19 protein-coding genes are annotated in these 25,587 nt (G+C 54.0%); 4 read left to right on the top strand and 15 right to left on the bottom strand.

Features of this window, described 5'->3' with window-relative positions; all coding sequences use genetic code 11:
- Window positions 1–39 precede the first annotated feature (39 nt).
- From P9L94_04955 to P9L94_04930, 6 genes are all read right to left on the bottom strand, one after another.
- A complete protein-coding gene (locus P9L94_04955; GenBank protein ID MDP8243410.1) occupies window positions 40–1,290 on the bottom strand; it encodes an MFS transporter in 1,251 nt (416 codons plus the stop codon).
- 55 nt (window positions 1,291–1,345) lie between these two features.
- On the bottom strand, window positions 1,346–2,047 hold the full coding sequence (locus P9L94_04950) for a glycosyltransferase family 2 protein (protein ID MDP8243409.1): 702 nt from the start codon (window positions 2,045–2,047) through the stop codon (window positions 1,346–1,348).
- A gap of 83 nt (window positions 2,048–2,130) precedes the next feature.
- Window positions 2,131–5,274 (bottom strand): efflux RND transporter permease subunit, encoded by a 3,144-nt coding sequence (locus P9L94_04945; GenBank protein MDP8243408.1) that lies wholly within the window; start codon window positions 5,272–5,274, stop codon window positions 2,131–2,133.
- On the bottom strand, window positions 5,271–6,374 hold the full coding sequence (locus tag P9L94_04940; GenBank protein MDP8243407.1) for an efflux RND transporter periplasmic adaptor subunit: 1,104 nt from the start codon (window positions 6,372–6,374) through the stop codon (window positions 5,271–5,273). The genes P9L94_04945 and P9L94_04940 overlap by 4 nt, the downstream gene beginning before the upstream one ends.
- Window positions 6,371–6,970: a TetR/AcrR family transcriptional regulator gene (locus tag P9L94_04935; GenBank protein ID MDP8243406.1), complete on the bottom strand. Its 600-nt coding sequence runs from the start codon at window positions 6,968–6,970 to the stop codon at window positions 6,371–6,373. The genes P9L94_04940 and P9L94_04935 overlap by 4 nt, the downstream gene beginning before the upstream one ends.
- Window positions 6,971–7,405: 435 nt before the next feature.
- On the bottom strand, window positions 7,406–9,085 hold the full coding sequence (locus P9L94_04930; protein MDP8243405.1) for a hypothetical protein: 1,680 nt from the start codon (window positions 9,083–9,085) through the stop codon (window positions 7,406–7,408).
- A gap of 366 nt (window positions 9,086–9,451) precedes the next feature.
- Between P9L94_04930 and P9L94_04925 the strand changes: the two genes are divergently transcribed.
- Entirely contained in the window at window positions 9,452–9,790 is a 339-nt protein-coding gene (locus tag P9L94_04925) for an STAS domain-containing protein (GenBank protein MDP8243404.1), read from the top strand.
- Window positions 9,791–9,824: 34 nt separating this feature from the next.
- On the opposite strand, the gene P9L94_04920 is transcribed toward P9L94_04925, so the two are convergent.
- A complete protein-coding gene (locus P9L94_04920) occupies window positions 9,825–11,147 on the bottom strand; it encodes a VCBS repeat-containing protein (protein ID MDP8243403.1) in 1,323 nt (440 codons plus the stop codon).
- Window positions 11,148–11,347: 200 nt separating this feature from the next.
- On the opposite strand from P9L94_04920, the gene P9L94_04915 reads away from it, so the two are divergent.
- On the top strand, window positions 11,348–11,923 hold the full coding sequence (locus tag P9L94_04915) for a prepilin-type N-terminal cleavage/methylation domain-containing protein (protein MDP8243402.1): 576 nt from the start codon (window positions 11,348–11,350) through the stop codon (window positions 11,921–11,923).
- Between the two features lie 184 nt (window positions 11,924–12,107).
- Here P9L94_04915 and P9L94_04910 read toward each other — a convergent pair whose 3' ends face one another.
- The 4 genes from P9L94_04910 to P9L94_04895 form a co-directional block, all read right to left on the bottom strand.
- Window positions 12,108–13,250, bottom strand: a complete 1,143-nt coding sequence (locus P9L94_04910; GenBank protein MDP8243401.1) for a DegT/DnrJ/EryC1/StrS family aminotransferase — start codon at window positions 13,248–13,250, stop codon at window positions 12,108–12,110.
- Complete coding sequence (locus tag P9L94_04905; protein MDP8243400.1) at window positions 13,243–13,953, bottom strand: sugar phosphate nucleotidyltransferase; 711 nt, start codon at window positions 13,951–13,953, stop codon at window positions 13,243–13,245. Before P9L94_04905 ends, P9L94_04910 begins: the two co-directional genes overlap by 8 nt.
- An 11-nt stretch (window positions 13,954–13,964) precedes the next feature.
- Window positions 13,965–14,960, bottom strand: coding sequence for a GDP-mannose 4,6-dehydratase (locus P9L94_04900; protein ID MDP8243399.1), 996 nt, complete (start codon window positions 14,958–14,960; stop codon window positions 13,965–13,967).
- A 226-nt stretch (window positions 14,961–15,186) separates the two neighbouring features.
- Window positions 15,187–16,857 (bottom strand): transglutaminase-like domain-containing protein, encoded by a 1,671-nt coding sequence (locus P9L94_04895; GenBank protein ID MDP8243398.1) that lies wholly within the window; start codon window positions 16,855–16,857, stop codon window positions 15,187–15,189.
- 121 nt (window positions 16,858–16,978) lie between these two features.
- Here P9L94_04895 and P9L94_04890 point away from each other — a divergent pair, with 121 nt between their 5' ends.
- Both P9L94_04890 and P9L94_04885 read left to right on the top strand, forming a co-directional pair.
- Window positions 16,979–18,817 carry a sulfatase-like hydrolase/transferase gene (locus tag P9L94_04890; protein MDP8243397.1) on the top strand — a complete coding sequence of 613 codons (1,839 nt, stop codon included), beginning with the start codon at window positions 16,979–16,981 and terminating at the stop codon, window positions 18,815–18,817.
- Between the two features lie 132 nt (window positions 18,818–18,949).
- Entirely contained in the window at window positions 18,950–20,116 is a 1,167-nt protein-coding gene (locus P9L94_04885; protein MDP8243396.1) for a hypothetical protein, read from the top strand.
- Window positions 20,117–20,339: 223 nt separating this feature from the next.
- Here the strand turns inward: P9L94_04885 and P9L94_04880 are convergent, their stop codons facing one another.
- From P9L94_04880 to P9L94_04865, 4 genes are all read right to left on the bottom strand, one after another.
- Window positions 20,340–21,767, bottom strand: a complete 1,428-nt coding sequence (locus P9L94_04880; GenBank protein MDP8243395.1) for an ADP-dependent glucokinase/phosphofructokinase — start codon at window positions 21,765–21,767, stop codon at window positions 20,340–20,342.
- 79 nt (window positions 21,768–21,846) lie between these two features.
- Window positions 21,847–22,923 (bottom strand): tetraacyldisaccharide 4'-kinase, encoded by a 1,077-nt coding sequence (gene lpxK, locus P9L94_04875; GenBank protein ID MDP8243394.1) that lies wholly within the window; start codon window positions 22,921–22,923, stop codon window positions 21,847–21,849.
- On the bottom strand, window positions 22,920–24,242 hold the full coding sequence (locus tag P9L94_04870) for a 3-deoxy-D-manno-octulosonic acid transferase (GenBank protein ID MDP8243393.1): 1,323 nt from the start codon (window positions 24,240–24,242) through the stop codon (window positions 22,920–22,922). Before P9L94_04870 ends, lpxK begins: the two co-directional genes overlap by 4 nt.
- The gene (locus tag P9L94_04865) at window positions 24,239–25,540 is read right to left on the bottom strand and encodes a glycosyltransferase family 4 protein (protein MDP8243392.1); all 1,302 of its coding nucleotides are present in this window, start codon (window positions 25,538–25,540) and stop codon (window positions 24,239–24,241) included. Before P9L94_04865 ends, P9L94_04870 begins: the two co-directional genes overlap by 4 nt.
- Between the last annotated feature and the right edge of the window lie 47 nt (window positions 25,541–25,587).

The following is a 25,587-nucleotide window of genomic DNA, read 5'->3' as shown; positions in this document are numbered from 1 at the left end:
GATGAGGGCCTTTTTTTGGGAAATGGAGGGAGAAACGCGTTACGCTTTCGCGTCGAGCACCGCGAATTTAGATTCTTTCTTAATAAATAACCACGCCCATAGCGCGCCGAATGCGCAGATGGCGCCGAACGCGAAGAAACTGGTTTGAATCGCGTCAACCCGTTCCATCGACCAATGGGCGCCGACGAATTGCACAATCTGGCTGCTGAGAATATAGCCGCTGACTTGTCCTGATACGAATGAAAAAAATAACAACGTCTGCGCGGTCGAGCGTACGCTTTCGTCGCATTCCGAATCAATATACATCGCAGCGGCGAAGAAGTTGCCGATCACTGCGGTGCCGTGCATGGTAAAGATGAGATAGTAGAGATAGGGGTTTTGCGTCATCCCCATTCCCGTCCAACGGATGCATTCGGACGCGATGCCGAACACGATGATCGCCTTGAGGCCGAAGCGCTTGACGATGGAATGAAGATTCCACGTCAGGATGATCTCTGAACTGACGCCCACCGCCCACAGGCTGGAGAAAAACCATTCCGAGTGGCCGCGCAATCCAATGTATGGCCCGATGTACTGAATGCCGCCTGCCGCGCCCAGCCCCAGACAAAACAGGCAAAAATAAAAATGCAGCAGGTTCGGTGTTTGAATCAGGGTGAGAAACGATTTCATCGGCGGGCGATGATGAGGCTCAAATTGCTTGACGTCCCAGAAGGTCGTGCATAAAGCGGCGAGGTAAAACGCCGCGCCCAGCCAGAAGATTCCCATGCGGGGATATACGCCGACATAAATCGACGCGGCGGCGGCGAGCGGGCAGAGCAGGGCGATGGTGAACGCGAAACTGGCGCTGCCGAATACGCGGATGCGTCCGAACAGATGGCGGCGCTCGATCCCCAAAAATGAAATGATTAACCCCGATGACAAAGGCGCGTTTGAACTATGAAAAATCATCATGGCGCACGCCGCCGCCAGCAGCAGGTAGTTGCCGCCGATCTGGTGCGACAGGCTAAAAAAAACCAGCAAGACGGCGGTCAGTCCCTGCGCGAGGCGATAGGCGTTGGTGCGTCCCAGATAGCGGTCGGACAGCACCCCCCATAACGGCTGGAATATAACGCCGACGCCCAGCGGCAACGCCATCAAGAGGCCGATGTTTTGGTCGTTGAGGCCGAGATCAAGATCGAAATAGCGCGACAAATGCGCCATCACGCAGGCCATGGCGCTATACATAAACCAATGGTTGGCCATTAGCCAGTAGCCGGCGCGGCGATGGGCTTCGTTACGAAACAGGGTCAATGCGGTAGGCTCCAGAGGAAACGAGAATGTGAGGACTGGATTGCAGGCGGAACGATTAGCCTTTCAATCGCCCGTAGAGCAGCATCAGTTCTTTGAAGGCGCGTAGCACGACTTTCGGGCTGCCGCCTGACTGCTCGCCCGCCGTGCGCGGATAATGATGAACGCCGACTTGTTTGATGCGGGCGCCGTTGCGGGTGAGGATCGAGAAAAATTCGACCGAAATCACTGCGCCCTCGGCCTTGAGTTCGACGCCGTCAAAATATTTGCGGCGAAACAACTTGAAGGCGCAATCTAAATCGCGCACCTGAAATCCAAACAAAAAGCGAATCAGCGTCCCCCAGCAACGGGCGAACAACTTGCGGTGCGCGGGGTCTTGCCGGTCGATGCGATAGCCCACCACGGCGTCATGGTCAGGGGTGTGTTCGACCAGTGAGGCGATTTCGCCCACGTCAAACTGTCCGTCGCCGTCGGTGAAAAACACCCAGTCTTTGGTCGCCGACGCCAGCCCGGTTTTGACTGCGCCGCCGTAGCCCCGGTTGACCTCATGGTGAATGGCGCGCACCTGTGGGATGCGGCCCGCGAGTTCGTCGGCGAGTTCGCGGGTGCCGTCGTTGCTGCCGTCGTTGATGATGAGCACCTCGAAATCATCGACCAGTTCCGACAAGGCGGCGACCGTTTTCTCGGTCAATACGCCGATGTTATCGACTTCGTTATGCGCGGGAAAAAACGCCGAGATGGATATGTCGTACTTCGCCATTCTGAGTTACACCATTTTTCTATTCATTGCTGACAATGGATCATAGCACCAAGCAGAGATGCGCCGGAACCAGCGCAACGTGATTATATCGAAATCGTGTGGACGGGTTCAGACGTTGCTTTGTCCCGTCCGCGCAGACGCGCAACCATTTCGTTGCAGCGGTCGCCTAGCGCCAACATCGAGGGAACCACCACCAGCGTCATCACGGTCGCGAAGGCAAGCCCAAAGATGACCGCCACCGCCATCGAACCCCACCATTGCGATGATTCCGTCCCGACCATAAAACCGCCGCGGCGGAAGTCGTAACTGATTCCTAACGCCATTGGCGCCAGCCCCAGGATGGTGGTGATCGCCGTCAGGATGACCGGGCGAAAGCGGATAATACAGGCATTGATGATTGAATCGTGAGCGGATTGCCCACGCTCGCGCAACTGCTCAATATAGTCGAGCAAGACGATGGCGTTGTTGACCACTACGCCCGCCAGGCTGATGACGCCGATGCCGGTCATAATGATGCCAAACGGCGTTTGGGTCGCCATCAGGCCGATGAACACCCCCGCCGTTGATAGAATGACTGAGGTGAGCACGATCAGCGGGCGGTAGAGCGAGTTGAATTCGGTGACGAGAATCAGGGCGATTAACATCAGCACCGCCGCGAAGGCTTCTGTCAAAAACACCTGCGCTTCTTCGCGGTCTTCGCTTTCGCCCCGGTAGGTGATTTTGTATCCGCGCGGTAGTTGCATATCCGCAAGCGTGAGTTGAACATCGGCGAGCACCTCGGTCGCGAGGCGGCCTTCGGCATCGGCTTCGATGGTGATGACGCGGTCCTGGTCGGAATGGACGATGGTGCCGAGTCCAGCGGAGACCCGGAGGTCCGCCACGGAAGTGATGGGGACGTAGTTGCCGAGCGCATCGCTGATTTGCAGGTTTTTCAGCGCTTCTAAATCTTTGCGGCGTTCCAGCGGCAGCTGCACAATGATGTCATATTCGTCGCTGCCGTCGCGGTATTTTCCCGCTTCGACGCCGCGAATCGCGGTTTTGACGTTCTCGGCGACCATGCGCGTATCCAGCCCCAGCAGGGCGGCGCGTTGCTTGTCAACGTCGATCACAATTTCTGGCCGCGCAATGACGTAGTCGTCTTTCATATCCACCAAGCCGGGGGTATTACGAATTTTGTCTTTGATTGTCCGCATCAGCGGCGCCAGCACGTCGTACGACTCGCCGGAGATTTCGATGCTGACCGGGGCGCCGGTGGGCGGGCCGCCTTCTTCTTCGTTGATCTCAATGTCGCATTCATAAATCGGCTGGGTCTGGCGGCGCAGCGTGGCGAGAATTTGTTTCGCGGGCGTTTCGCGTTTCTCCATGATGGGGAACTCCAACATGATGCGGCCTTTGTCTTTGGCCCCGCCGCCGCCGCCGAAGAACGCGTCGATGCCAGTCGAAACCGCGCCTACGCTGGTGACGATGCTGGTAATTTGATGTTCGCTGGCAAACTCTTCCACCCGCCGCGCGATGATGTCGGTCTGTTCGAGATTGCTGCCCTTGGGCATTTTAAGGTCAACAAAGGCGCGGGGCGGGTCAATTGCTGGAAAGAACTCAACGCCATGCCCGAAGCGTCCATAAGCGGTCATCACCAGCGCCATCACGCTGAACGCGCAGCATAAGGTGAAGAAAGGGCGTTCGATGGCGCCTTCGAGGATGTATTGATACGTCCGCATGAATAACCCCAGCGGTTTCTTCTTCACTTTTTTTGGTTTTACTTTGATGAACATGCTCGCCAAGGTCGGGTTGATAACCAGGGCGACAAATAGCGAGGCGATCAGAGTGATGATGACCGTCTTGGGCAGAAATTTCATAAACTCGCCGGTCATTCCAGGCCAGAAGATGAGCGGGAAAAACGCCGCGACGGTGGTCGCCGTGCTGGCGATGACAGGCCACATTACTTCGTGAGTGGCGACGATGGAGGCTTCGGTTTTTGTGCGGCCTTCGTCCTGACAATGGCGATAGACGTTTTCGACGATGACGATGGCGTTATCGACTAACATGCCGACCGCCAATACCAGCGAGAACAAAACCACCATGTTGAGAGTGATGTCCAATATCCATAAGATGAAAAAGGTGATTAACATCGACAGTGGAATCGCGCTGGCCACCAGCATGGAGTTGCGCAGCCCCATCGCAAAAAACACCACCGCGACCACGAGTACAAGGCCGGTCAGGATGCTGTTTTCGAGGTCGGAGACCATGGTGCGCACATCGCTCGATTGGTCGCTGACGATGGAAAACGCAACCCCTTCCGGCAAGCCCGGCTGGTATTCTTTCAGCAAGGCTTTGACCGCGTCGGCGATGAGGATGATGTTTTCGCCGCTGCGTTTGATGACGTCAATCGACACCGCTTCGCGCCCGTTATAGCGCGCTTTGGTGGTCTGTTCTTCAAAACCGTCTTGCAGGCGCGCTACGTCGGTGATAAAGATGGGGCGGTTTTTGTCGGCGCGTATAATCAAGCCGCTGGCTTCGTTGGGGTCGTCAAACTCGCCGGGTATTTTCACCAGATAGTTTTGCGGGCCGATGTCCATATCGCCGCCGGGCGTGTTGAGGTTGTTAGCGATGACGGCGTTCATTATCTGCGTGGGCGAAAGGTTGTAGGCCGAAAGCCGCTCCGGCTCGTAGACCACGCGAATCTCGCGCTCTAAGCCGCCGGTGACTTTGGCTTCTAACACGCCGGTGATCGTTTCAATGTCTTCCGAGAGATCGTCCGCCAGTTCTTTGAGCCGAACCAGGCCCACCGGGCCGGACACGATCACCGACATGATGGGGAACTCTGACAGGTTGATCTCATCGACGAACGGGTCGTTCTCTAAATCATTGGGCAGGTCGCCTTTGGCTTCGTCGACCTTGTCGCGCACTTTTTGCAGCGCGTCGTCGATGTCGATGTCGCTGGTGAATTCAACGATGATGGTTGAATTGCCTTCGGACGAATACGAGCGGATTTCATCCACATCAGAGATCGACATGAGTTTCTTTTCGATCTCATCGGTAATAAGGTTCTCGATGTCAGACGGCGCTACGCCTTCATACGGCGTGGTGACGATGACGTTTGGAATCGTAATATCAGGAAACGACTCGCGCGGCAAAATGCGATACGCGTAGATCCCCACCACAACGATAATCAACAACACCACCATAGTGGTGATTCGGTTTTTTACGGAAAAGGATGTCAGGCTCATAGTTCGGTCTTGCCTACGTTGAAGGGTTTGGCTTGCTGTATGACCTCTGCGACGCGTACCGGCTGACCGTCGACCAGGTCTTGCTGACCAATGATGACGATGCGGTCATTGGCTTTGAGGCCGTTGAGGATTTCGATTTGCTCTTTGTCGACGCCGCCCAGTTGCACGGGGCGGGCTTCGACCTTGCCGTCTGATTCTACAAACACATTCATGCCCGATTCGCGCTTGATTAACGCCGCCAGCGGAACCAGCAGCGCCGCGTCTTCGCGCTTGGTGACAATACGCACCCGCACAATCATGCCGGGGCGGATGCGGTGGTCGGCGTTGTCTAAGGTGAGGGTAGCGTCAAAGGTGTTCGATTGGGCGTCGGCGCCAAAGGCCAGCCGTTTCATCACGGCGGAGCGGGTTTCGTTGAGGGCTTCGATCATCACGACTGCTTGTTTTTCATTTGACGCGGCGTCGGCGTAGCGTTCCGGCACTCCGGTAACCACTTCGATGGGGTCGAGCGTCAACAGCCGCGCCAGCGCCATGCCTTCGCTGACAAATTCGCCTACTTCCGCGTCGATGCGGTCAATGACGCCGTCGATGGGCGCTTCGACCTTGCCGAGAGACACCTCGACTTGCAGGCGGTTATAGATGGCCTGAGCGCGTTGATCGGAGGTCACCGCTTCGTCAAATTCCTGCGCGGTGATATTGCCTTTATCGCGCATGGCTTTCATGCGGTCCCGGGTTTTTTGGGTGAGATCCAAGGCGGCTTTGGCGTCTTCGAGTTGCGACGTGCGCGAACGCAGGTCGATTTGAAAGAGTTCCTGCCCGGCGCGGACAAATTCGCCCTCTTTGACGTTGATCTTCTCCACGATGCCGGGGATGCGCGCCCCTAGCGAAACGTCGACCGCCGCCTGCGCCATGCCGGGAATCAAGATGGTCTGCTCAAAATATTGCGGCGTGATTTCCATCACTTTGACGGCGTCGAGCGGCGCGTCTGCTGAGTTGGGGATATCGCCGTCGCCGCCGCTTGGAATAAACGACATGGCGTAATAGGCGCCGAACACAAAGGCGATCAAAAATACATAAAGGATGACAGTGCGTAGTTTTTTCATTGTCCAATTCCAGAGAGGCAATAGTTTATGATGGTTTCTTTCTGTTCGTTGCTTATTTCCTGGCCGGTTACCACTCGCAAGTTTAGTTGCATGGTCAAGACGCCAAGAAAATGTACAGCGGCGTTTTCAGCAGGGATGGAACGGATACATCCTGTATGTATCCCTTCCTGGAAAAATTGTTTCAACAAATCAAGATGTTTTTTCTCCAGCGCAACAATATCGACTAATTCGCGCTGTGCTTTGGGGCCGAAGGCGGCGGTATAAATCAGGCGAAGCGCACAAATTTCGCTCTCGTCGCCAAAGTCGAGATAATAATCCATTAAATCGCGCAGGCGGGTGTGAAAATCGGTCGGCGCATTGATTCGCTCACGCAGAATCGGCAGCCAGGCGTCGTAAATATCGTGAAAGAGCGATCGGTAGAGTTCTTCTTTGCTGTTGAAGTAGTAATACAGAACGGGTTTGGTCACGCCCGCCGCTTCGACAATGTCGCGGATACTGGTTCCGGCGTAGCCATTTTCTGAGAACAATTTGATGGCGGCCTGCGCGATTAATTGGCGCGTATTGAGTTCTGTTGGCGCAGTCGTATCAAGCGTCATATTGGGTTTTCCAGAAGAAAATAGTGCTCAATGGAGAAGTATACTTACCGTTCGGTATATTGTCCACCGTGGGCATAGATAAAACTAATTTCACGAGGCTGTGGGAGGGCGAGGCTCCCGCCAAGCCGCGAGACAGGAAAGGCTTTCGGTTTTATCCGGCTCACCAGGAGGTTCGCCCTCCCCATGACCAATGAAACTGAAAGCGAACCGAGGAGGTCTTCTTTTTCTATCCACCAGAGAGAAAAGTGCAAAGGTCATTTTTGAGGACGGCAAGCCCGTGGGGAGATTTGCGCCAGACCTTGGAGCGCCTCTGTCCACAGAGGCAATGTAATGCGCGTGTGGACACGCGCGCTCCATCCTGAATTCACTTCAGTGATCTGATGGGCGAATCAAAGCCAAGGGGAGGGCGAGGCTCCCGCCGAGCCGCGAGAGAACTCACACCCGTTGCGCGGCGTGGTGGGCGTAGACGTGGGTCGCCTTTTTCTCAGGCAGTTTGATGTAATCGGGCAGGACGCACAGCGTCTCGCCATGCTGCCCGATAGCGCGGTAGGCGCCGTTGAGAATCTCGAGCGCGTCCTGTACCTTGCGCTGGGTCGGGAACAACTTGCTGTTCTTCATGCAAGTCTGCTTGAGTTTGTCTTTTGGAATGCAAAGCCCGATTGAACAAAACTGCTCATAGATAAAGTAGAGTTGCTTACGGGTATCGGTGTCGGTTTCATAATCGAGCACTTCTTTGAACGGTTCCAACGCCAGCCGACGGTCTTCGGGCGTGAGTTTGTCTTTTTCTTTCACGACCAGGGCTTCTTCCAACGCCAGTGCGCGGCGCAGGTCGTTCAAAAAGTCTTTGGTCGCCAGCGAACGCTTGCTCAATTTATTTCGGGAAAGCCCTAACTCCATCGCGCGGCGTAAGACGGTATCTTTAATGCGAAAACCCCAATGCGCCCGGTAAAAGCGGCGGTAATTGTCTTTCAAAAAATTGATGGTGCGCATCAGATGCTCAAGCGAATGGTTTTTGCGCGTACGGGCATAGGCTTCGGCCACGCGTCGGTCGATGCCCTCAACTTTGATGAGATGGCGGGTGATATCAATCTCGGCCTGGCTCTTTGATTTGCCCCGGCGGCGCAACAACTTACGGATGGTGCGCTTGCCGCCCATCAGGTCAGAAATCGCCAGATTGCCGTTCGCCAGACGCAAGAGGTTCTTCATGGTCTGGTAAGTGGCGCGGGCGGAAATATAGTCGATCTGGTCGGGGGTGGCGCCCATTTTGTTCAACAAGTCGCGTCGCAGCGAGTGGTCAGACTTGCGCTGTTTGCTGCGCTGCAGGTGGTCGCTCAGCCGCGAATAATTGGCTTTTAAGCGGTTCGGCTCAACAAAGCCCATTTCGGACATGAGCAGGTCGGTCTTCTTCTTCAACATATCAACGCTGGATTGGCTGACCAGAAATTCGAGGTCTGCTTCGGTAAACGGCGGGCAGGTGTTGCCACCGTCGGCGAGCGACTCAAGGAAAGCATATTTTTCGCGGCGTTCGGTCGGCCATAAGTTGCCCCGCGCGGCGCGGGCGGACGAACGGGCGCGTATTTTGATGCTTGACAGCGATAACTCCGCCGAATGAACAAACGACTCGACCTCGCGGTAGATTTGGATTTTTTTCATGAACCGCGCCAGCGATTTTGGGCTGTCAAAGCGGTCGTTCACTTCAAGCCGTTCGGCCAATTGGGCCGCTCCGTTATCCGAATCGGCGAATATTTCATCCAGAAATTTCAGGTGCTCGCGCAACAAGCGGTCAGCCAGATGTTCCCTCAGATGGCGCCCCAGGCGGCGGTAGGCTTCTTCGCGCTCCGGTTCCTGCTTGATTAAGGCTTCTTCTGATTCAAAAACGACGTCAAGAATCGCCTTGGCGTCTTCATCATTGACGATGGGCCGATGAAGTTTCAAAGGGGCTTTTGCCAAGGCGGTTTCGACCGCTTGATGAGAGCCTCTATATTGCTGAATTGACTTTTTGGTCAACTGAGAAAGCAGCCGGGAACAATAAGGCAACAGATCAGGCCATCTCGAAGTATCTGTTTGAAATGTCAATGGATAGATTATGGTGTCCTGGTTCGATTTTGTGTTCATCTTTGAATCCTGATTTCAAATTTACATGATTAACATGATAAAGTGAGTCATGTTAACTTGATTATACCCAAGGCTGGAGTTGAATGTCAAGATTATTTCTAAGTTTTATAAATTATAATTTATGGGAATCCTCTTTCCCGAAGAATTCGGGAGAAGTATTTGTGAATTATGGTCCAGGTATGTTTTTTTTAGTGTTTCTCGACGATTTCAACGAATACATCGAGGTTTTGCTTGCTGAAACAGCGCAAAGCGCTTTATAATGTAAAACTTAGTTGCATTGGAATCTGTTTTACTGTTTGATACATAGTACAAAGCGAAGATTAAAGCGAATTGAGTATACGGAATTTTGATGGAGGTATGGCCAAGATGAATATCGAAGTTCGCACCGAGGGCGATTTGACCATTGTGAAGCCGGCGGGACGCATTGACGCAACCGCGTTGCAGAGTTTTTCGGCGTGCATCACCAAGGCGGTTGATGACGGCGGCAAGAAGATATTGGTCGATTTTACCGATACCGAATATATGAGCAGCGCAGGCATCCGCTCATTGATGGAAGGGTTGCGTTGCGTTGAAGAAGTGAACGGCACCTTTGCCGTCTGCTCGCCCAACGACAACATGCGCGAGTTATTTGACGTGATTCGGCTCGACCAAGTCGTGAAAATTTATAAGTCGGATTTCGAAGCCATCGACCAATTGATGGCTTAGTACACGCCGTTTATTGATGAAGCCAAGGGCGAGTTTAATACAGCGCCCATTGCCCCACGTTTGTCGCCGCTTGATTCAAATACACATAAATCCGGCCGATGGCAGTATCGGTCGGGTCGGCGCCATCGACGATGATGCACAGCACCGCGAGGTCTTCATCGCCGTCGTCGTCAAAATCATCCGTTAACATGTAGCGTGGTTCTTCTTCGACCGCTAACGAACCCACCTCGACAAAAACGCCTTCTTCGACCTGTTCATAGATGCGCAAACTGGGGACCAGCAGGTTGCCTTGAATTTCCTGAACGGTGACAGCTAAGTCAACATCGCCGTCGAGATCAAAGTCGCGCATGATAGGCGAAAAGGTGACGCCCGGCGTATTGACGTCGGCAAACGAGGTGAAGCCGAATCCCGTGTTGCGGTAGAGTTTCACGGCGGTTTGCGTGCCCAAAAATTCTAACACGTTGAGTGAGTCTGATTTGCCGAGAATCGCAACGGCGAGGTCAATGAATTCATCGCCGTTCAGGTCGGCGAAATCAAACCCCCAGGGCGGGAGTTCGAGTGAAACGCTGCCCGTGTTGCTCAAGCCAGCGTCAGAGTTGGCGAAGAGCGAAATTTTGGTGCGGGCTAGAACCAGACCAATCGGGCTGAGGGTGATTTCGGGGATGCCTTGGTTGGAACCGACGATATCAACCAAGCCGTCGTTGTTAATATCCGCCGCTTTGACTTCGATCACGGCGCCTTCGGTGACGATTTCGTCAGCGGCGCTAAAACTGCGGTTGCCCTGGTTGGTCCAGACGACGATGCCCGGGTCAACCTGGTCGATAAAGCCGAGGTCAAACAATAAGCCGCCGTTATTGCCGATGACTAAGTCTGGCTGGTCGTCAGCGTTAATATCTTCAATCAACACTGATGAGGGGACGCCGAACATGCCCAGTTCGAGCGCTTCAAAGGTTGCGTCGCCGTTGCCCCACAGGACGAGAATCGCCGAGTCGCGGAACGGTTGCGGCGAGTTGTCTATGGTCTGGTTGTAAGCGATCACGATATCCGTTATGCCGTCGCCGTCAATATCGCCGCAATCAAGCGCCAACGGGTTCAGGCGCCCGTCAGGCAATTGCCAGGTCGTAACCGCGCCAAACGCGCCTTCACCATTGTTAAAGGCGATGCCGTAGGTGCTTTCGGTCATATTGGTAAAGACGAGGTCTTCGTGACCGTCGCCGTTAATATCGCCCAGGGCCATATCGGTTGAGCGTAAACCGGTGCTTAAAATATCTCCGCGTTCAAAGAGAATGGACGAGTTGGCGGTCATTGCAATAGAGGCGATGAAAAGAAATAGCGTAACGGGTGTGCGGAGTTTCATTATAGGCTCCTAAAATTGCGAATTGCTGATGCGCCAAGAGGTATACAGCGTCTTCCCCACTAGACTATTCACAAAGACGCCACTTTCGTCAACACTAGAACTGTATCGGAAATGTAAAAAGTTGTCATGTAAAAAAATCGCGTAGGCACGTTTTCTGATAATTATGATACAGTATGAACGGAAAACGCGGGGAGCGGTACATGCGCAAACGGGCTTGTGGATTTACATTAATTGAATTATTGATCGTGGTGGCCATTATTGGAATCCTCGCTGCGATCATTGTTGCCAATTTTCAGATGGCGTTAGTCAAATCGAAGGTCGCCCGCAGCCAGGCCGATATTAAGACGATGGTTAATGCTGTTCTGCAATATCGGATCGACTGGAACGATATGCCGCCCATTCAAGATTCGGGCGAAGGTTCTACCACTTTAATCGCGCCAACCCATGTGACGAATTTATTTCAACTCACGACGCCTGTGGCTTATGTGAACATCGGGCAAGGCGTCAGCCCCTTTTCGTGGGAACACGGCTATTGGTTTTATAATTGGACGCCATTAAGAAACATCAACAATGCTCCAGTGAAAATGTTTTGGAACCGGGTTGAAAATCCCGAAGAAGTGCGTTGGATGATGAGTACGCTGGGGCCGTATACGCTTGAGTTTGGCTATGACCCGGTCAGCGGCGGCGTGGTAAGCGGCAAAACCATCCTCTGGTATGACTACAACATCACCAACGGCATCATGAGCCGGGGCGTGATTCAACAGCACGGCAACTAAGACCCCGCCTCTTTTTTTTCTGCACATGTGGTCATAATTACATTGACGAATCGAATAATGTGGGGAGGGCGAGGCTCCCGCCGAGCCGCTTAATATCGAAGCGCTTTCATTCAATTGCGGCTCACCAGGAGGTTCGCCCTCACCAGGTTTTAAAGATTGCCGCAGTCAACAAACGTATGAAATATTATCGCAATGCGACCAGAGCGCTTTTGATTGATGCGCAGACGTTTTCAACATCGTCCTTGGTCATTTGCGGATAAAACGGCAGCGTGACTTCACGCGAGGCGATGTCTTCGGTCAACGGGCAGTTGCAATCGCGAAAATCGCTGTAAGCGCTGAATTGATGAATGGGCGGATAGTGAATCGAGGTTTGGATTCCGTCCGCCTTTAGCGTATTGATAAACTCGGTGCGGTTGATGGATTTCGGCAGCGCGATCGGGAAGATATGCAGCCCGGCGCCGTCAGGGTTGCGGTCTTGAAATGGAATGATGATTTCATCGACTGGTAGCAGTTGTTCGAGATACCACGCGTATACGCGCTTTCGTTTGTTTAAATTCTCATCTAAGCGGCCCAACTGGCTGAGGCCGATGCGGCTGCGGATTTCATCCAGTCGATAGTTTAATCCAACAGAGGTTACGTCATACGAAATCGCGCGGCCTTTATAGCGGTCGAGCGTCAGCGTGGTCATGCCGTGCGAGCGCAAGCGGCGTAGTTTCTCCGCGAGTTCGTCGTCGTTCGTCGTCGCCATACCGCCTTCGCCGGTGGTCATGTTTTTGTTGGTGAAAAAACTAAAGCAGCCCACCGCGCCAAAACACCCGCAATAGGTTCCCTGTGATTCTGTCACCAGCGCATGGGCGCAATCTTCGATGATTGAGATTTTTTTCGTTTGCGCAACGGGCAGGATATCATCCATTTGGCAGGCGAAGCCCGCGTAGTGTACGGGCATAACGGCGCGTACATCGTCGGTCAGTTTGTCTTGCATGTCGGCAGGCGAGAGGCTCCAGTCGCGCTCGCTAACGATATCGACAAAAACAGGCGTCGCGCCCAATACGCGGACGCTGTTGGCGCATCCGCAAAAGGTCAGCGACGGCAGCATGACCTTGTCGCCGGGGCCGACCCCGACCGCCATCAGGGCGAGATGCAGCGCCGCTGTGCCGCTGCTGACCGCGATGGCGTGTTTGGCGCCGATGCGCAGGGCGAAGGCGTCTTCAAACTCACGGGTCGCCTCGCCCATGGTCAACCAGCGCTCGCGGATGGGCCGCACGGCGGCTTCTTCATCGTCGCGGGTCAGGTCCGGCTCAAAAAGGGAAATCTTCCATTCAACCATTTGGGAGGTAGCGTTTTCGGTGTTTTTCAAATTCTTCGCTGGCGTGGGTGAGGTCTTCGGGCGTTCCCATGTCAAGCCAATGACCGCTGAAGGGAAACGCTGCGATGTCTTCTTTGGCGTCGAGCAAGCGCAACATCAAATCATCAAAGCCAAAATGTTCATCATCGGGAATATAATCTAAAATGCGCGGGTCGAAAATATAAACGCCCATGCTGACGTCATAGTCGAACTCGGGCTTTTCTTGAAACGAGTGGATGCGGTTGTCTTGATTGTATTGCAAGACGCCCAGCGAAATTTGGACGTGCCGCTTACAGGTGGCGACGGTTGCGATACAGCCTTGTTGTTTGTGATAGGCCATGATGTCTTCGTAGTGAATGTCGGTCAGCAGGTCGCCGTTCATTACCAGAAAGGGCTCGTCGAGTTTTTTGATTTTTTTGAGCGGGCCGACGGTGCCCAGCGGCTTGCTTTCAAGTGAGTAGTTAATTTCGAGGCCCCATTTTTTGCCGTCTTCCATTACGGCCATGATGAGTTCGGCATGATAGCCGACCGCGATGGTAATTCGTTCAAAACCGTGCGCCGCCAGTTGCCTCATCACCACTTCGATGATGGGCATTTCGCCAAGCGGTACCAGCGGTTTCGGTAAAACCAGGGTATATGGATAGAGCCGTCGGCCTTTTCCCCCTGCTAAGATGACTGCTCTCATTCTTCCATCCCTTACAATGCAAACCGGTTGGTATCGTGAAATTCTGGATGCCGCTTAACAAATTCTATACTCTCTTTGAGTCCATCGCGCAATGAAACCTGCGGCGACCAGCCTAATTGTTCGCGGGCTTTGGTATTATCGCTGAGCAGTTCTAACACTTCGCTCTTGCCGGGGCGAATGCGCTTCTCGTCACATTGAATTTCTTTTTGGGTTCCCGCCGCGTCAAAGATTGCTTGCGCCAGTTCGCCAATGGTGATCGACTTGCCTACGCCCAGGTTGATGGTCTCGCCTTCAACGCCTGTCGAGGTCGCTGCCGCGATGAAGCCCGCCGCCGTATCGCTGGCGAAGGTCAAATCGCGGCGCGGCGAAAGCGACCCCAGTTGAATGGCGGGCTGGTCGGAAAGCGTCTGTTTGATAATGGTCGGAATCACCGCGCGGGCCGATTGACGCGGCCCGTAGGTGTTGAACGGACGGACGGTGACGGCTGGCAAATCAAACGAACAGCAATAACTTTCGATGACTTTGTCCGCCCCGATTTTTGACGCCGCGTAGGGAGACTGCGCTTGTAGGGGGTGATCTTCGTCGATGGGCGTCCGCAACGCAGTGCCGTAACACTCGCTGGTGGACGTATGCACGAGACGTTGAACGTCTTCGCGCAAACAGGCTTCGGCGATATTGACCGTGCCTTGGACGTTGGTTTGAAAATAGGCCGATGGGGCGCTGTAAGAATACGGGATGCTAATCAGCGCCGCCAGATGAAAGACGTGCGTCTTGTCTTTGACCAAATTGCGGACGAAATGGGGATCGGCGATATCGCCCGCGACCACTTCGAGGTTGTCCAATATCTCATCGCTAAGATATTCCAGGTTGCTCCAATGGGGGCGCGCATCGTAGTGGATCATGGCGGTGACTCGACCGCACAACGGGGCCAATGCTTCGACCAAATGCGAGCCAATGAAGCCGCCTGCGCCGGTAATCAGTACATTTGCTTGGTTTAAATCGTTCATTGGGTAAATTGTAGTTCCAAGTAAATCAGATAGTTATAATAGTTATCGTCAATTTTTTTTAAAGTGTAAGAATTTTGCTTGACCTTAATGTTTAGTATTTATATAATTGTAATCGTCTTTCTAATTCATTTTGGAAAGCACCCCCGAGGAGGAGCTGCTTCCCCCCAACGCCGAACCGGCGGCTCCTCCTCTCCCCCTAATCCGGCGCTGTTGTATGGACGATCAACTACTGTTCTTTGTAATCAACCACTTCAATCGACAAATTACCAACCAGTTTCGCTATGTTTGACTGTGAGTCGAGTGCGCCTTCCGCCAACTTGATATGGGCGGCGTCCATACGAAAGCGGTACAAGGTCGAATCAATGGGCAGCCAATGTCCGCTTGCGTATATTTCGTTCCAGGCGTGGTAATAAAACCCGTCGTCTTGATAGACCAGTCCGGCGACGATCTTTGTCGGGATGCCGATCGAACGCGCCAATGCGGTGAACAAGGTCGAGTGTTCGTTGCAATCGCCCTTCATCGAGTTTAACACTTCGAGCGCGGACGGGATGGTCACGCGAAACTCTTTTTCGAGATTTAGATAGAGCCACTTAGCGATTTTTTCCGACGCGTCCCACGCGTTTTCGGCGCTGCTTGTGATTTCCAACGCTTTTTCTTTGATGCGCGGGTTTGATACTTGAATCAGCGCGTCGTCTTCGAGAAATGGCTTTAACGCGTCATCGGTTTCGGCGTATGGCGGCGCCTGTTGAGGCAGGGCCGGGACAACCGTTTCATAATCCAACCGCTGGGCTTTGACTTTGATGCTATCGTCGTTGCGTTCGATGATGGTTTGAAAATAGCCGTCGGACGGAATGTCGTCTAACTCTTTTCCTGTGATGAGTGTTTCCATTTCATCGACTGCGGATGGATCGCGGAACCGGACATTGGTCAGCACCCGCGAATTGTCGATCAAATCGAGCGAATCGCTGCTGGGGGTCGGTTCCGGCATAAACGAGGGCGCTTTGTAATCGGCGTCTACGGCTTCTTCGGCGCTTTCGCGTAATGCCGTGAAGGGAATGCCGCTGACCTGGCTGTTTTCTTGATAGACTTCGCCGTCTTGATCGACCCATGAAGTCGCTTTGAAGCCTTTGTAGTCTTGAATGAGTTTAAACGCGCTTTGTTTTTTGCCGTCTTTCAATTCGATTTCATCTTCGCCTTCGACGGAGACCGAAATTTCGCTGAGTGACATGGTGAGCGGGTCATAAACCGGGTAGATGTAATTGGCGCCGGTCTTCAGCCCATCGCGAGCCGCCAGCAGGTGGACCGTATCGGTGCTATACACCGGGCCGGAAAGATCGACTTTCTTTTCAACCGCGCTGCCCTCCGAGTGAGTAACCAACGTCAAAACGGCTGATCCGTCGTCGTGTTTTTTGACTTCGCCTTCGATGCGGATCGACTGACCGCTGGATTGAAACACAAAACGAAAGGTGCGCATGGAGAGGTCTTTGAAGACGGTGCCGGCGTTTTCGACTTTGATTTCAAATGGAATGCCCATCGCCTGAATTTCCCAGAGCGAGTCGGATTGAAAGGTATAGTAATCGACCGTCTGGCTGCTGGCTTTGACCATCGCCTTCTGGTAGGCCTCGGTGTTTTGATTGACGTCTTCTTGCGTCAGGCCGAGTGATTCGGGGTCGGGAAGTTCCGGGCCGGATTCTTTGAGAACAAAGCGGCTATAGCCAATTTTTTTTCCGCCTAAGTAGAAGCCTAAATATTGCTGACGCATGACCAATGCTCCATCGGTTAAGTCAATGCGGGCGTCGCGTTTCAAAAACGAATCATAGGAAATGTCTTGGCGAAGCAAGAAAATCGCCAGCGCAAAAAAAGCGATTGCGATCCAGGTCAGACGTGATTTAAACATATTAGAATTCTCGTGATTATTATTTCGCTGTTCGATGATGTCTGTTCAGCGTGCGCCTGTGTACTATACTGGCTTTAGGCCTTTGAAAATAGCATACCGAAAAAGGCGCCCGGGAGAAATAATGAAGCGCATTTTGGTTCCTCTTGTTTGTATAACGCTACTGCTCCTATTTGGATGCGTCCTTTATTTGTATTTAGGGGCGGCGGCTTCATCGGTCCATGCGTCTGACTGGTCGGGCAAGAACGTCATACTTATTACGATTGATACCACCCGGGCGGATGCGTTGCCCATGTACGGCGGCGATGTGAAAACGCCTGCGCTGTCTGCGCTGGCCGCAGACGGGATCGTGATCGACGGCATGCGCTCGCTCACGCCGCTGACGCTGCCCTCGCACACCACCATCCTCACTGGGCTGCACCCCATCCAACACGGCGTACGCGACAACTTCAACGGCGTACTCAGCGACGCCGCAACCACGCTGCCGGAGTTGTTTCGTGAATCCGGCTATCAAACCGGGGGCGTGATTGGCGCCATTGTGCTCTCGCGCCGCACCGGCATCAGCCAGGGGTTCGATTTTTATAGCGATGAGTTTAGTCCCGACGCCATTCAAAGCGCACAGCCAATGATTGAACGCAAAGGCGATGAGGTCGCTGATGCTGCGTTGGCATGGCTCAAAGAAAGACGGGCGCGCGACCCACAGGCGCCGCTATTTTTGTTCGCCCATTTTTATGATCCTCATTCGTTCTACCAACCGCCGCCGCCGTTCGATGAGCAATACAAAGACAACGCGTACCATGGCGAGATTGCCTACGCTGACCATTGCATCGGGCGCGTGTTGGATTATTTGAAAGAGAACCAACTGTACGACGACGCCGTCATCGTCGTTGCGGGTGACCACGGCGAAGGGCTGGGCGAACATAAAGAGAAAACCCACGGCATGTTTTTGTATGAGTCGACGATACGCGTCCCCTGTATCATCAAGCCGCCCAAGCGCAGCGGGCTGCACGGGCGCTGCGATTGGAACGGCAGCCTGGAAGACATCGCGCCGACGCTGATCCATTTTTGCAAACTGGGCCGCGTCAAAACCAACGGCGTCAGCATGATGAACAATTTTTTAGACCGGGCGCCCGTCTACCGGTTGGGACGAAAAGTTGTGTTGGAGACGCAATATCCGCTCACATTTAATTGGAGCCCGGTCTACGCGCTGGTTCAAGATGGGTACAAATATATTCACTCGCCCAAGCCGGAACTCTATTTGCTGTCTGAGGACCCCAATGAACAGACCAATTTAATCGACGCCGACCGGGCGCACTCACTTTTTATGGATTCGATGTTGCAGATGGAACTGGTGCGGCTCGCCAAGGGCGCGGGCTTCACGCCGGAATCGCAGCTCTCGACCGACCGTTCAGAGGCGCTGGCTTCGCTGGGGTATGTCGGCGGCGGGGGCGTCGCCAGCGTGACCGACTCCGTCGAGCGGGCCGACCCAAAAGACCGCATCGAATTGTATGAAGAAATTGATGCGGCCCTGGTTGCGTTGTCGCAATCGCAAATTGAAAAGGGACGGCAGATGTTAGAATCTATTTTAGAACAAGACCCCTTCAACCCGTCGCTTCATCTCAACCTGGGGTTTGTTTATGCCAAGACCCAACAATGGGCGAAGGCGCTGGCGTCGATCAAAAAAGCCATTGAACTCGCGCCCGAAAACCATATTCTGAAATTACACTTGGCGAAAACCTACATAAACGCCGGGCGGCTCGACGAAGCAAAGTCGATATTAGAGGCGTTTATCTTGCAGTTCCCCAAACAGGCGGATGCGCATTTTCAATTGGGCCGCATCGCGTATCGTCAGAACCGCCCCGAGAACGCAATGGAGTCTTTTCGCGAAGCCGAACGCTGGATGCCCGATATCCCCGGCCTGGACGAGGCCTTGCAGAAAACCCAAGAGAAATTGAAGAGATAGTAATATCGCTGACGGATTATGAATTCACCCCACAAAAAGACATGCCCTCCTTATTAAGGGGGGAAGGCGCTGTAAGCGCCAGGGGGGATTCTGAAGAACTTGGTCGTTTCAAGAAAACCCTGAGGATGCAAGATGAATGATTTGCAAGCGCAAAAGAAAAAACGGTCGGTATTGAGCTATGCGCTAGCGGCGTTTTACGTCGTGATTGTGCTGGTGGTATTTTATTACTCGCCGATTTATCAATACGTCATTCTCAAACAGCAGATGGATGAATTGTTGTTGTTGCAGAACCCCTCCGATGATGAACAGAAACAACTCGAACAACTCTTGCGCAACGACAACTTGATAATGGAAGACCGCTTGCTCATTGTTGACCGCCTCTTAGAATTGCTCGTTGAAATGAACATGGCCTCTGTGCCTGATGCGTTGATTTATGTTGTCGAAAATGAAGAATTTGATGATGAAGTGCGCAAAACAGTATTGGCTGAGACTGCAAAACCCATAATTGTAACCCGCGACGCCTATCGCACTGACCGCCGGGTCTATGTGAAATTTGTAAATCGCTCTGGAAGATTAAATAACCACCGCGTTGAAACGAGCGTTAAATATCCACGCGGTGGTTCAACCGGCTCAGGCCGCAATCAACACTTCGGCGGCGGCAGTTCGACAACCAGTTGGCAAATAAACGGAGAGCACGCGCCGCCGTATGAACCAGGGATTTATGATGAATCTGTAACGCATACCGTCAAATTTTATAAAGGCGCTTCCAGTACGCGTATTAATCCTGACGATGAGACGCCGCTGTTTGAGATTGAGCAAGAAATTCTATTTAAGATTCAGATCAAAAATCCTGAAGAGGCCGACCAAGTCATTGCGGTGACAGGCGCTGATCTGGATGAAAAAATGAAAGCGGCCTATACCGAAGGCCCGCAAAGCGGCGCGAAATTTTTAGGGCGCTCTAATTATGATGAATTGCAAATTCATTCAATAAACTTGCCGTTCAGCGTCGCGTTTGAATTTGTTTTTGTGGATCAGGACGGAGTTGAACACTCAATGAAAACGTCAATCAATAATTTTGTAAATCCTGACGCGGCTTCGACAAGTCACGGTTGGAACACCAGTTTCGCTGTTCCATCAATTACGCAGCCCGGAACCTACACAGGCAAATTGATCTTTCGCGCCTCCGAAGAAGTTGCATTCGGCAACCCGCAAATTACGGAATATTGGGGCGGTGAGTTCGACGTGCCGTTTACGTTTACGCTGCCTGATGACGGCGATCTGTTTAAGGGAAAGAGGTAGATACCAAGTCTTCCGAGAAATAAATAACGTATCAAGTAGGGTGGCGATGAGCAAAGCGAATCCCACCAATAAAAACCTATGAATAAAAAATGGTGGGATTCATTTTATTCATCCCACCCTACAGTTGGTCTAGGGTGAGACTATCAGATCACATTGTTCAAGGGCTGGATTCGTTCCACTCCGCCTTGGCTCGCCGCCCCGCCAGCGTTGCGTCCCTACAATCCTACTCCGTCAAGAAGGCGCCTGCGGAAATGGTGTCTCCCAGCCCGACGGTGAACAGCGGCTTGTCAACCAACCGGGTGGGAACCGCAGCTAGCGAAAGCCCCTCATATTCACAGATTCCCGTCTCGACAAAATCGGGCTGATTGAGCGCGTCCGCCAGCGCTTGTAATTGCTCAAGGCCCAATGCGGCGACCTTGGCTTCAAAGCCCGCTTGCGAATCTTCGATCTTGGTGAATAGCCCGTTCTGCGCGCGCGCGGCGGCGAGCACGGCGGCGAACAACAAGGCGTCGCGGCTGTCTTGCGGCGAAGTCCAGGGGCGTTTTTCGAGGCAGAGGTAATAGCCCAGGTTATGAAAATGCACCCGCTCGACGCCGGTGCGTTCAACGGCTAGTGAGCAGGCGCGCAGAAATTCATCAATGGATGGCGCGGTGCGCAAATCGTCCGCCAAGGCTTGCTCGCCGATGTTTTCTAACAGCAGCGGCAGTTCGGTTTCATTGAGGCCCAGGCTGTCGATGTGCGGCAACACAAAGTCAATCACCGCCTGGCGTACGCGCCTGGATGCGATCGACGCCATTTCGAGATGGATTTTCAGTTCCGGTTTTTGCGCGCGAATATCAGCGAGATATTCGCCCAACGGCCTGACCACGTCTTCGCAGGTTTTCCCGTCGGGATAGGTTTCTGACAAAATATGAAAGCCGGAAAACAGCAGGTGGCTGTATTGGTCGAGCCGCGCCTTGAAGCCCTCGGCGAATAGCGGGTCCATCTTGAACTGATTGTTCGCAGGGTTCCATGAGGGGATGTAGCGGTTTGAGCGGTGCGGCTTGATGGTCTCGCCGTCGAGGGTGAGTTCAAACGACGGGTCATATTCAAAGATCCAATGGATAGCGAATACGCCGCGTTCGGTCGCCGCTTCGATGGGGCGTTTGAGCGCATATCTGTCGCCCTCTTTGGCGATGATGCGCATCGAGTCGGCGTCGCCGAAGAGTTCGGCGAGTTCGACCGTCAGCGGGTTGGCGTAAACTGTGACCGGAATCTCAAGCGGCGCCAGCGAACGCGCCATGTTGGCGGAGGTGCCGCCCAAGCGTAGTTCGCCGGGGCCGAAAGTTTCGAGCGCCCACTCGTAGGTCTCTTTCGAGCGGATCATGCGTTGCAGGGCGCTGCCGCGCTTGACGCCGTAGAACATGCCTTGAATGAAGTCGGCGGGCGATTGAATTTCCAACGGCGTCTCGCCCCGGCATCCCGCCAACGCAGCGGCCTTGAGCGCGGGGTCTGATTCAAGCACGGGAGCAATTAACTCCGGCGTCAGGTGAATCACGCCGTCGATGACTGAATGGAACGCACAACACACGCCGCTCAACGCGCGAATGCGCTCAAGGCCGCGTTGATAGGCTGACTGATATTTTTCGTCCCATTGTGCGTATTGGTTCATCGTGGTTTGGCTCCTGATTTTGAGTTCTGGTTGTAGTGTATCGGTCGATTGAAGTTTGCTCTATTGGCGCGGCGGCCCTCTATAAACCCGTCCGGCCAATTTGAGTTTGCAACCATTGAATGAAAGCGTCGTCGTCTTTCATCTTCCATTGCGCTTGAATGATGAAAAATTTGTCGGCGAAATTCTCAATGCTTGAATCGAGAGCGAGTAAACGCATGGCGTCTTTTTCGGTGGTAATGATAGCGTCATGGTTTTCGGCGACGCCTTCGATCTCCTTCGCTGAAAACCAGTGATGGTCGGCAAAGGCGTAATGCGCGGCGACGTCAACGCCGAGGCGTCTCGCTTGTTGTTCGAAGCGCGCCGGGTCGCCCAGGCCGGACAGCAGCGCGGCGCGTTTTTGTTTGAGTTCATCAATGGGGGCGCCTGCGTCAAAGTTGCCCGTGCGCCATTGTTGAAATGGATAGACCAAAGCCCATTCCAATTCGCCTTTGAAAATGGGTTTTTCTTTTAGATTGGGGAACTCAACTTCTCCGCCGTGCACGATAAACGCGTCCGCGTCGCTCAGCGCAGACAGCGGTTCGCGCAGCGGCCCCAGCGGCAAACAGTGGCGGTTGCCGAACGGGGCGTCGCCGTTGATTAACACCAGGTCAATATCGCGATGAAATTGAAAATGTTGAAAACCATCATCTAAAATCAGAGCGTCGCAATCTGTCTGGTCTAATAACAATGGCGCCGCTTCGGCGCGTTTTGCGGCAACGCCGACCGGTATCTCGTGGCGAAAGGCGTAGAGCGCCGCTTCGTCGCCGCAGGCGTAGATCTGCGATGCGTTGAATGACTCTGGCGTAAGAACCAATGTCTGGTCGGATTTTCGTTTATACCCGCGCATCAACACGCCGGGGCGGCGTTCGATTTGCCTGAGTCTCTTTATGATATATTGCGCCAGCGGTGTTTTGCCGGAACCGCCTACCGTAATATTGCCTACGGAAATCACCGGGACGCCGCAGCTGCGGGGCGTATTTTTTCGCGCGGCGGTTCGGCGGCGATTCGCGATGGCGCCGTAGAGGTCTGACAATGGCGCCAGAAATGGCGCCGCCGGACGTAGCGGCCCGCTCTTTTGATAAGCCAATTGCATCCATGCGCGTCGCCAGTTGCTCATGGTTGCTTCTCCTCTGTTAAGCGGGATTCAATCACAGGCGCAATCACGTCGAAGGTTCGCTGCAACGCGCCGCGATTGGTTTTGACGACTTGGCGCGCGCGCTCGCCCATCTCATTGCGAATGTCTTCTGATTGGCAAAGTTCGCACAAGACCGATGTGAGTTGGCGCGCGTCGCTGACCTGGCGGGCGCCGCCTTCACGCAACAGCATCGCCGCCGCGTCGCGAAAATTCTGCATGTTGGGGCCAAACACTACGGGCTTTGACCACGCGGCGGGTTCGATGGGGTTCTGTCCGCCCCGCGAGCAAATTGACTTTCCGACGAACACTACATCCGCCGCCGCGTAGGCGCGGCCCAATTCACCGATGGTGTCGAGCAGGATGGGCGCTTCGGGATTCATCGGCTGCGATTCGATAATTTTTGAACGCAGAACGGGTTTCGTCTGCGTCGATGTCAGTTCCTGTTCGATAGAGGGAGTGCGTTCGACATGACGCGGCGCAATCACCAGCCGAATGGGAATGCCTTTGTTGCGCATGGCGCGAACGGTTTGCGCCAGCAGCGCTTCTTCTCCATCGAAAGTGGAGCCTGCAATCAATAATAATTCGTCGTCTTCAATTTGAAACAACGACCGCCAGTGCGTTCGTTCATTCGCGCCGTCTTCTGGGATGCTGACTTCAAATTTGACGTTGCCTGCGCTGGCGACGCGCTCCTGGTTGGCTCCCAATAAAATGAACCGCCGCGCGTCTTCATCGCTTTGCGCGAGGATACCCTGCAGGCGATTGAGTAACGGCTGAAACAAGACGCGGGCGCGAAGGTAGTTGCCGAATGATTTGTCGGACAGTCGGGCGTTAATCAAAAATACCGGGACGCCTTCGTCCGTCGCCGCGCGGATCAGGTTGGGCCACAGTTCGGTTTCCATAATGATGAGCGCCGCCGGGTTGACCATGCGCACGGCGCGTCGGCAGAGCGGATATAAATCAAGCGGAAGATAAAACGGCGCATCGACGTCGTCGAGTTGGCGCGCCAGGCTTTGCCCGGTGTTGGTCACGGTGCTGACCGCGAGGTTCGCTTGGGGAAACGCTTCGCTGAGGGTCGACAACATGCCCCGCGCTGCTTGCAATTCGCCGACCGATACGGCATGAAGCCAGAGGTTGGGTTTTTGCGCGAGTTTGTCTTGCAGGCCGCTGGGGTAAAAGGTCAGGCGTTGCGATAGGCCGATGCGGTATTTGTCGGAACTCAACATGCGCGCGCCGAAGAGGGGCGCGGCGGCGGCGTAGCCGGCGTACATGAGCGGGCTCCAATACCAGAGGCTGTCGCTCATGATGTCGTCCTTTGGTTGGATGCAAGATGCGATTCGATGAGAGGAACATAGCGTTCGTCGAGAATGCGGTCCCAGGCGTACTGTTGGAGAACGCGCTCGCGACCGTTGCGGCCCAACGCATCGCGCAGTTCGTCGTCTGCGATCAGTGGACGAAGCGCGTTGGCCAAACTGCGCGCGCTGCCCGATTCAAAATGCTTTCCGGTTTGGTTGTCAACGACCGTCTGCGCAAAGCCGCCCGCGTTGCTTGCAACCACCGGCAACCCCGACGCCATGCCTTCAAGCGCGGTGATGCCGAAGGGTTCGATCCAAGTTGAAGGCGCCGCGACGATGTCCATCTCATGGTAGAGTTGCGGCAATTCGTCCGGCCCGGTCCAACCGCGATTTCTCAGCCAGGGGCGCTGGGCGGGGCAGTCCATCGCGGCGGTGTAGTGCACTTCAAACGCGAGGCCCTCTTTCTGCAATTGGTCGCAGGCGTCAATCAAAACGCCCAACCCTTTGAGCGGATCGTTGGCGCGTCCCGGCAGGAAAATTTTCACGACGGAATGATCGGGTTTCATCTCAGGCGGCGTAAAGCGAGTCGGGTCGACGCCGGACGGGATGGTGTGAATGGTTGGGATGTACGCTTCGAGTTTGCCGCGCATGAATGGGTTGTAGACGACCGCGCCGGCGAGTTGTGAAAAATTCTCCAGCAACTTACGCCGATAGCCTTCAGTAAACGCCAGGCTGGCGAGGTATTCCTGGGAGAAGTGCAGGTTGGGGTGGCGCTCCGGCCAGCCGACGGCGATCTGCGCGGCGCGCCCCACAGCGGGCATTCGATGGAACCAGCAACGATGGCATTCGCGGGGGTTCTCAAAATAGCCCTGGTCGCACACCCGGCCTTCGTGATAGCGGTAGTAGTGAAGATTAATGCAAAGCATCTCATAGGCATAAAAGCGCAAGAAGCAGTTCTGCGGACCCAGCGCAGTCATCAAGTGGTTTTTCATGTGATAGCCGTCGCCGATGAAAATCAGGTCGGGCTGAAAATTCTCAACGCAATGGCGAAAGCGCTTCATCACGGTCGCGTAATTGTAGGTGTAGCGATTAAAGGGAATGCCGACAATGGGGTAGGACATCGCGGTTTTGACTTGCCCTCTGGGGTAATAGGTCGAGAAGTCGGGCGTGAATAAACATACGTCGGCGCCGCGCGATTGCAGCCCCTGCATTACATGATGCAGGTCGATCCAACAGCCGCCCACCGGCGGCCAGTTGAAGGTCAGGTCAATAAATGCGATGCGCGGCTTGGATTGAAATGAAATCATAATATAAAAATAATGGGGAGGGCGAACCTCCTGGTGAGCCGCACGAG

This window comes from Candidatus Hinthialibacter antarcticus (assembly GCA_030765645.1).
GTDB lineage: Bacteria > Hinthialibacterota > Hinthialibacteria > Hinthialibacterales > Hinthialibacteraceae > Hinthialibacter > Hinthialibacter antarcticus.
Note: the sequence above shows the minus strand (reverse complement) of the source record. Positions and strands in the feature narration are given on the sequence as shown.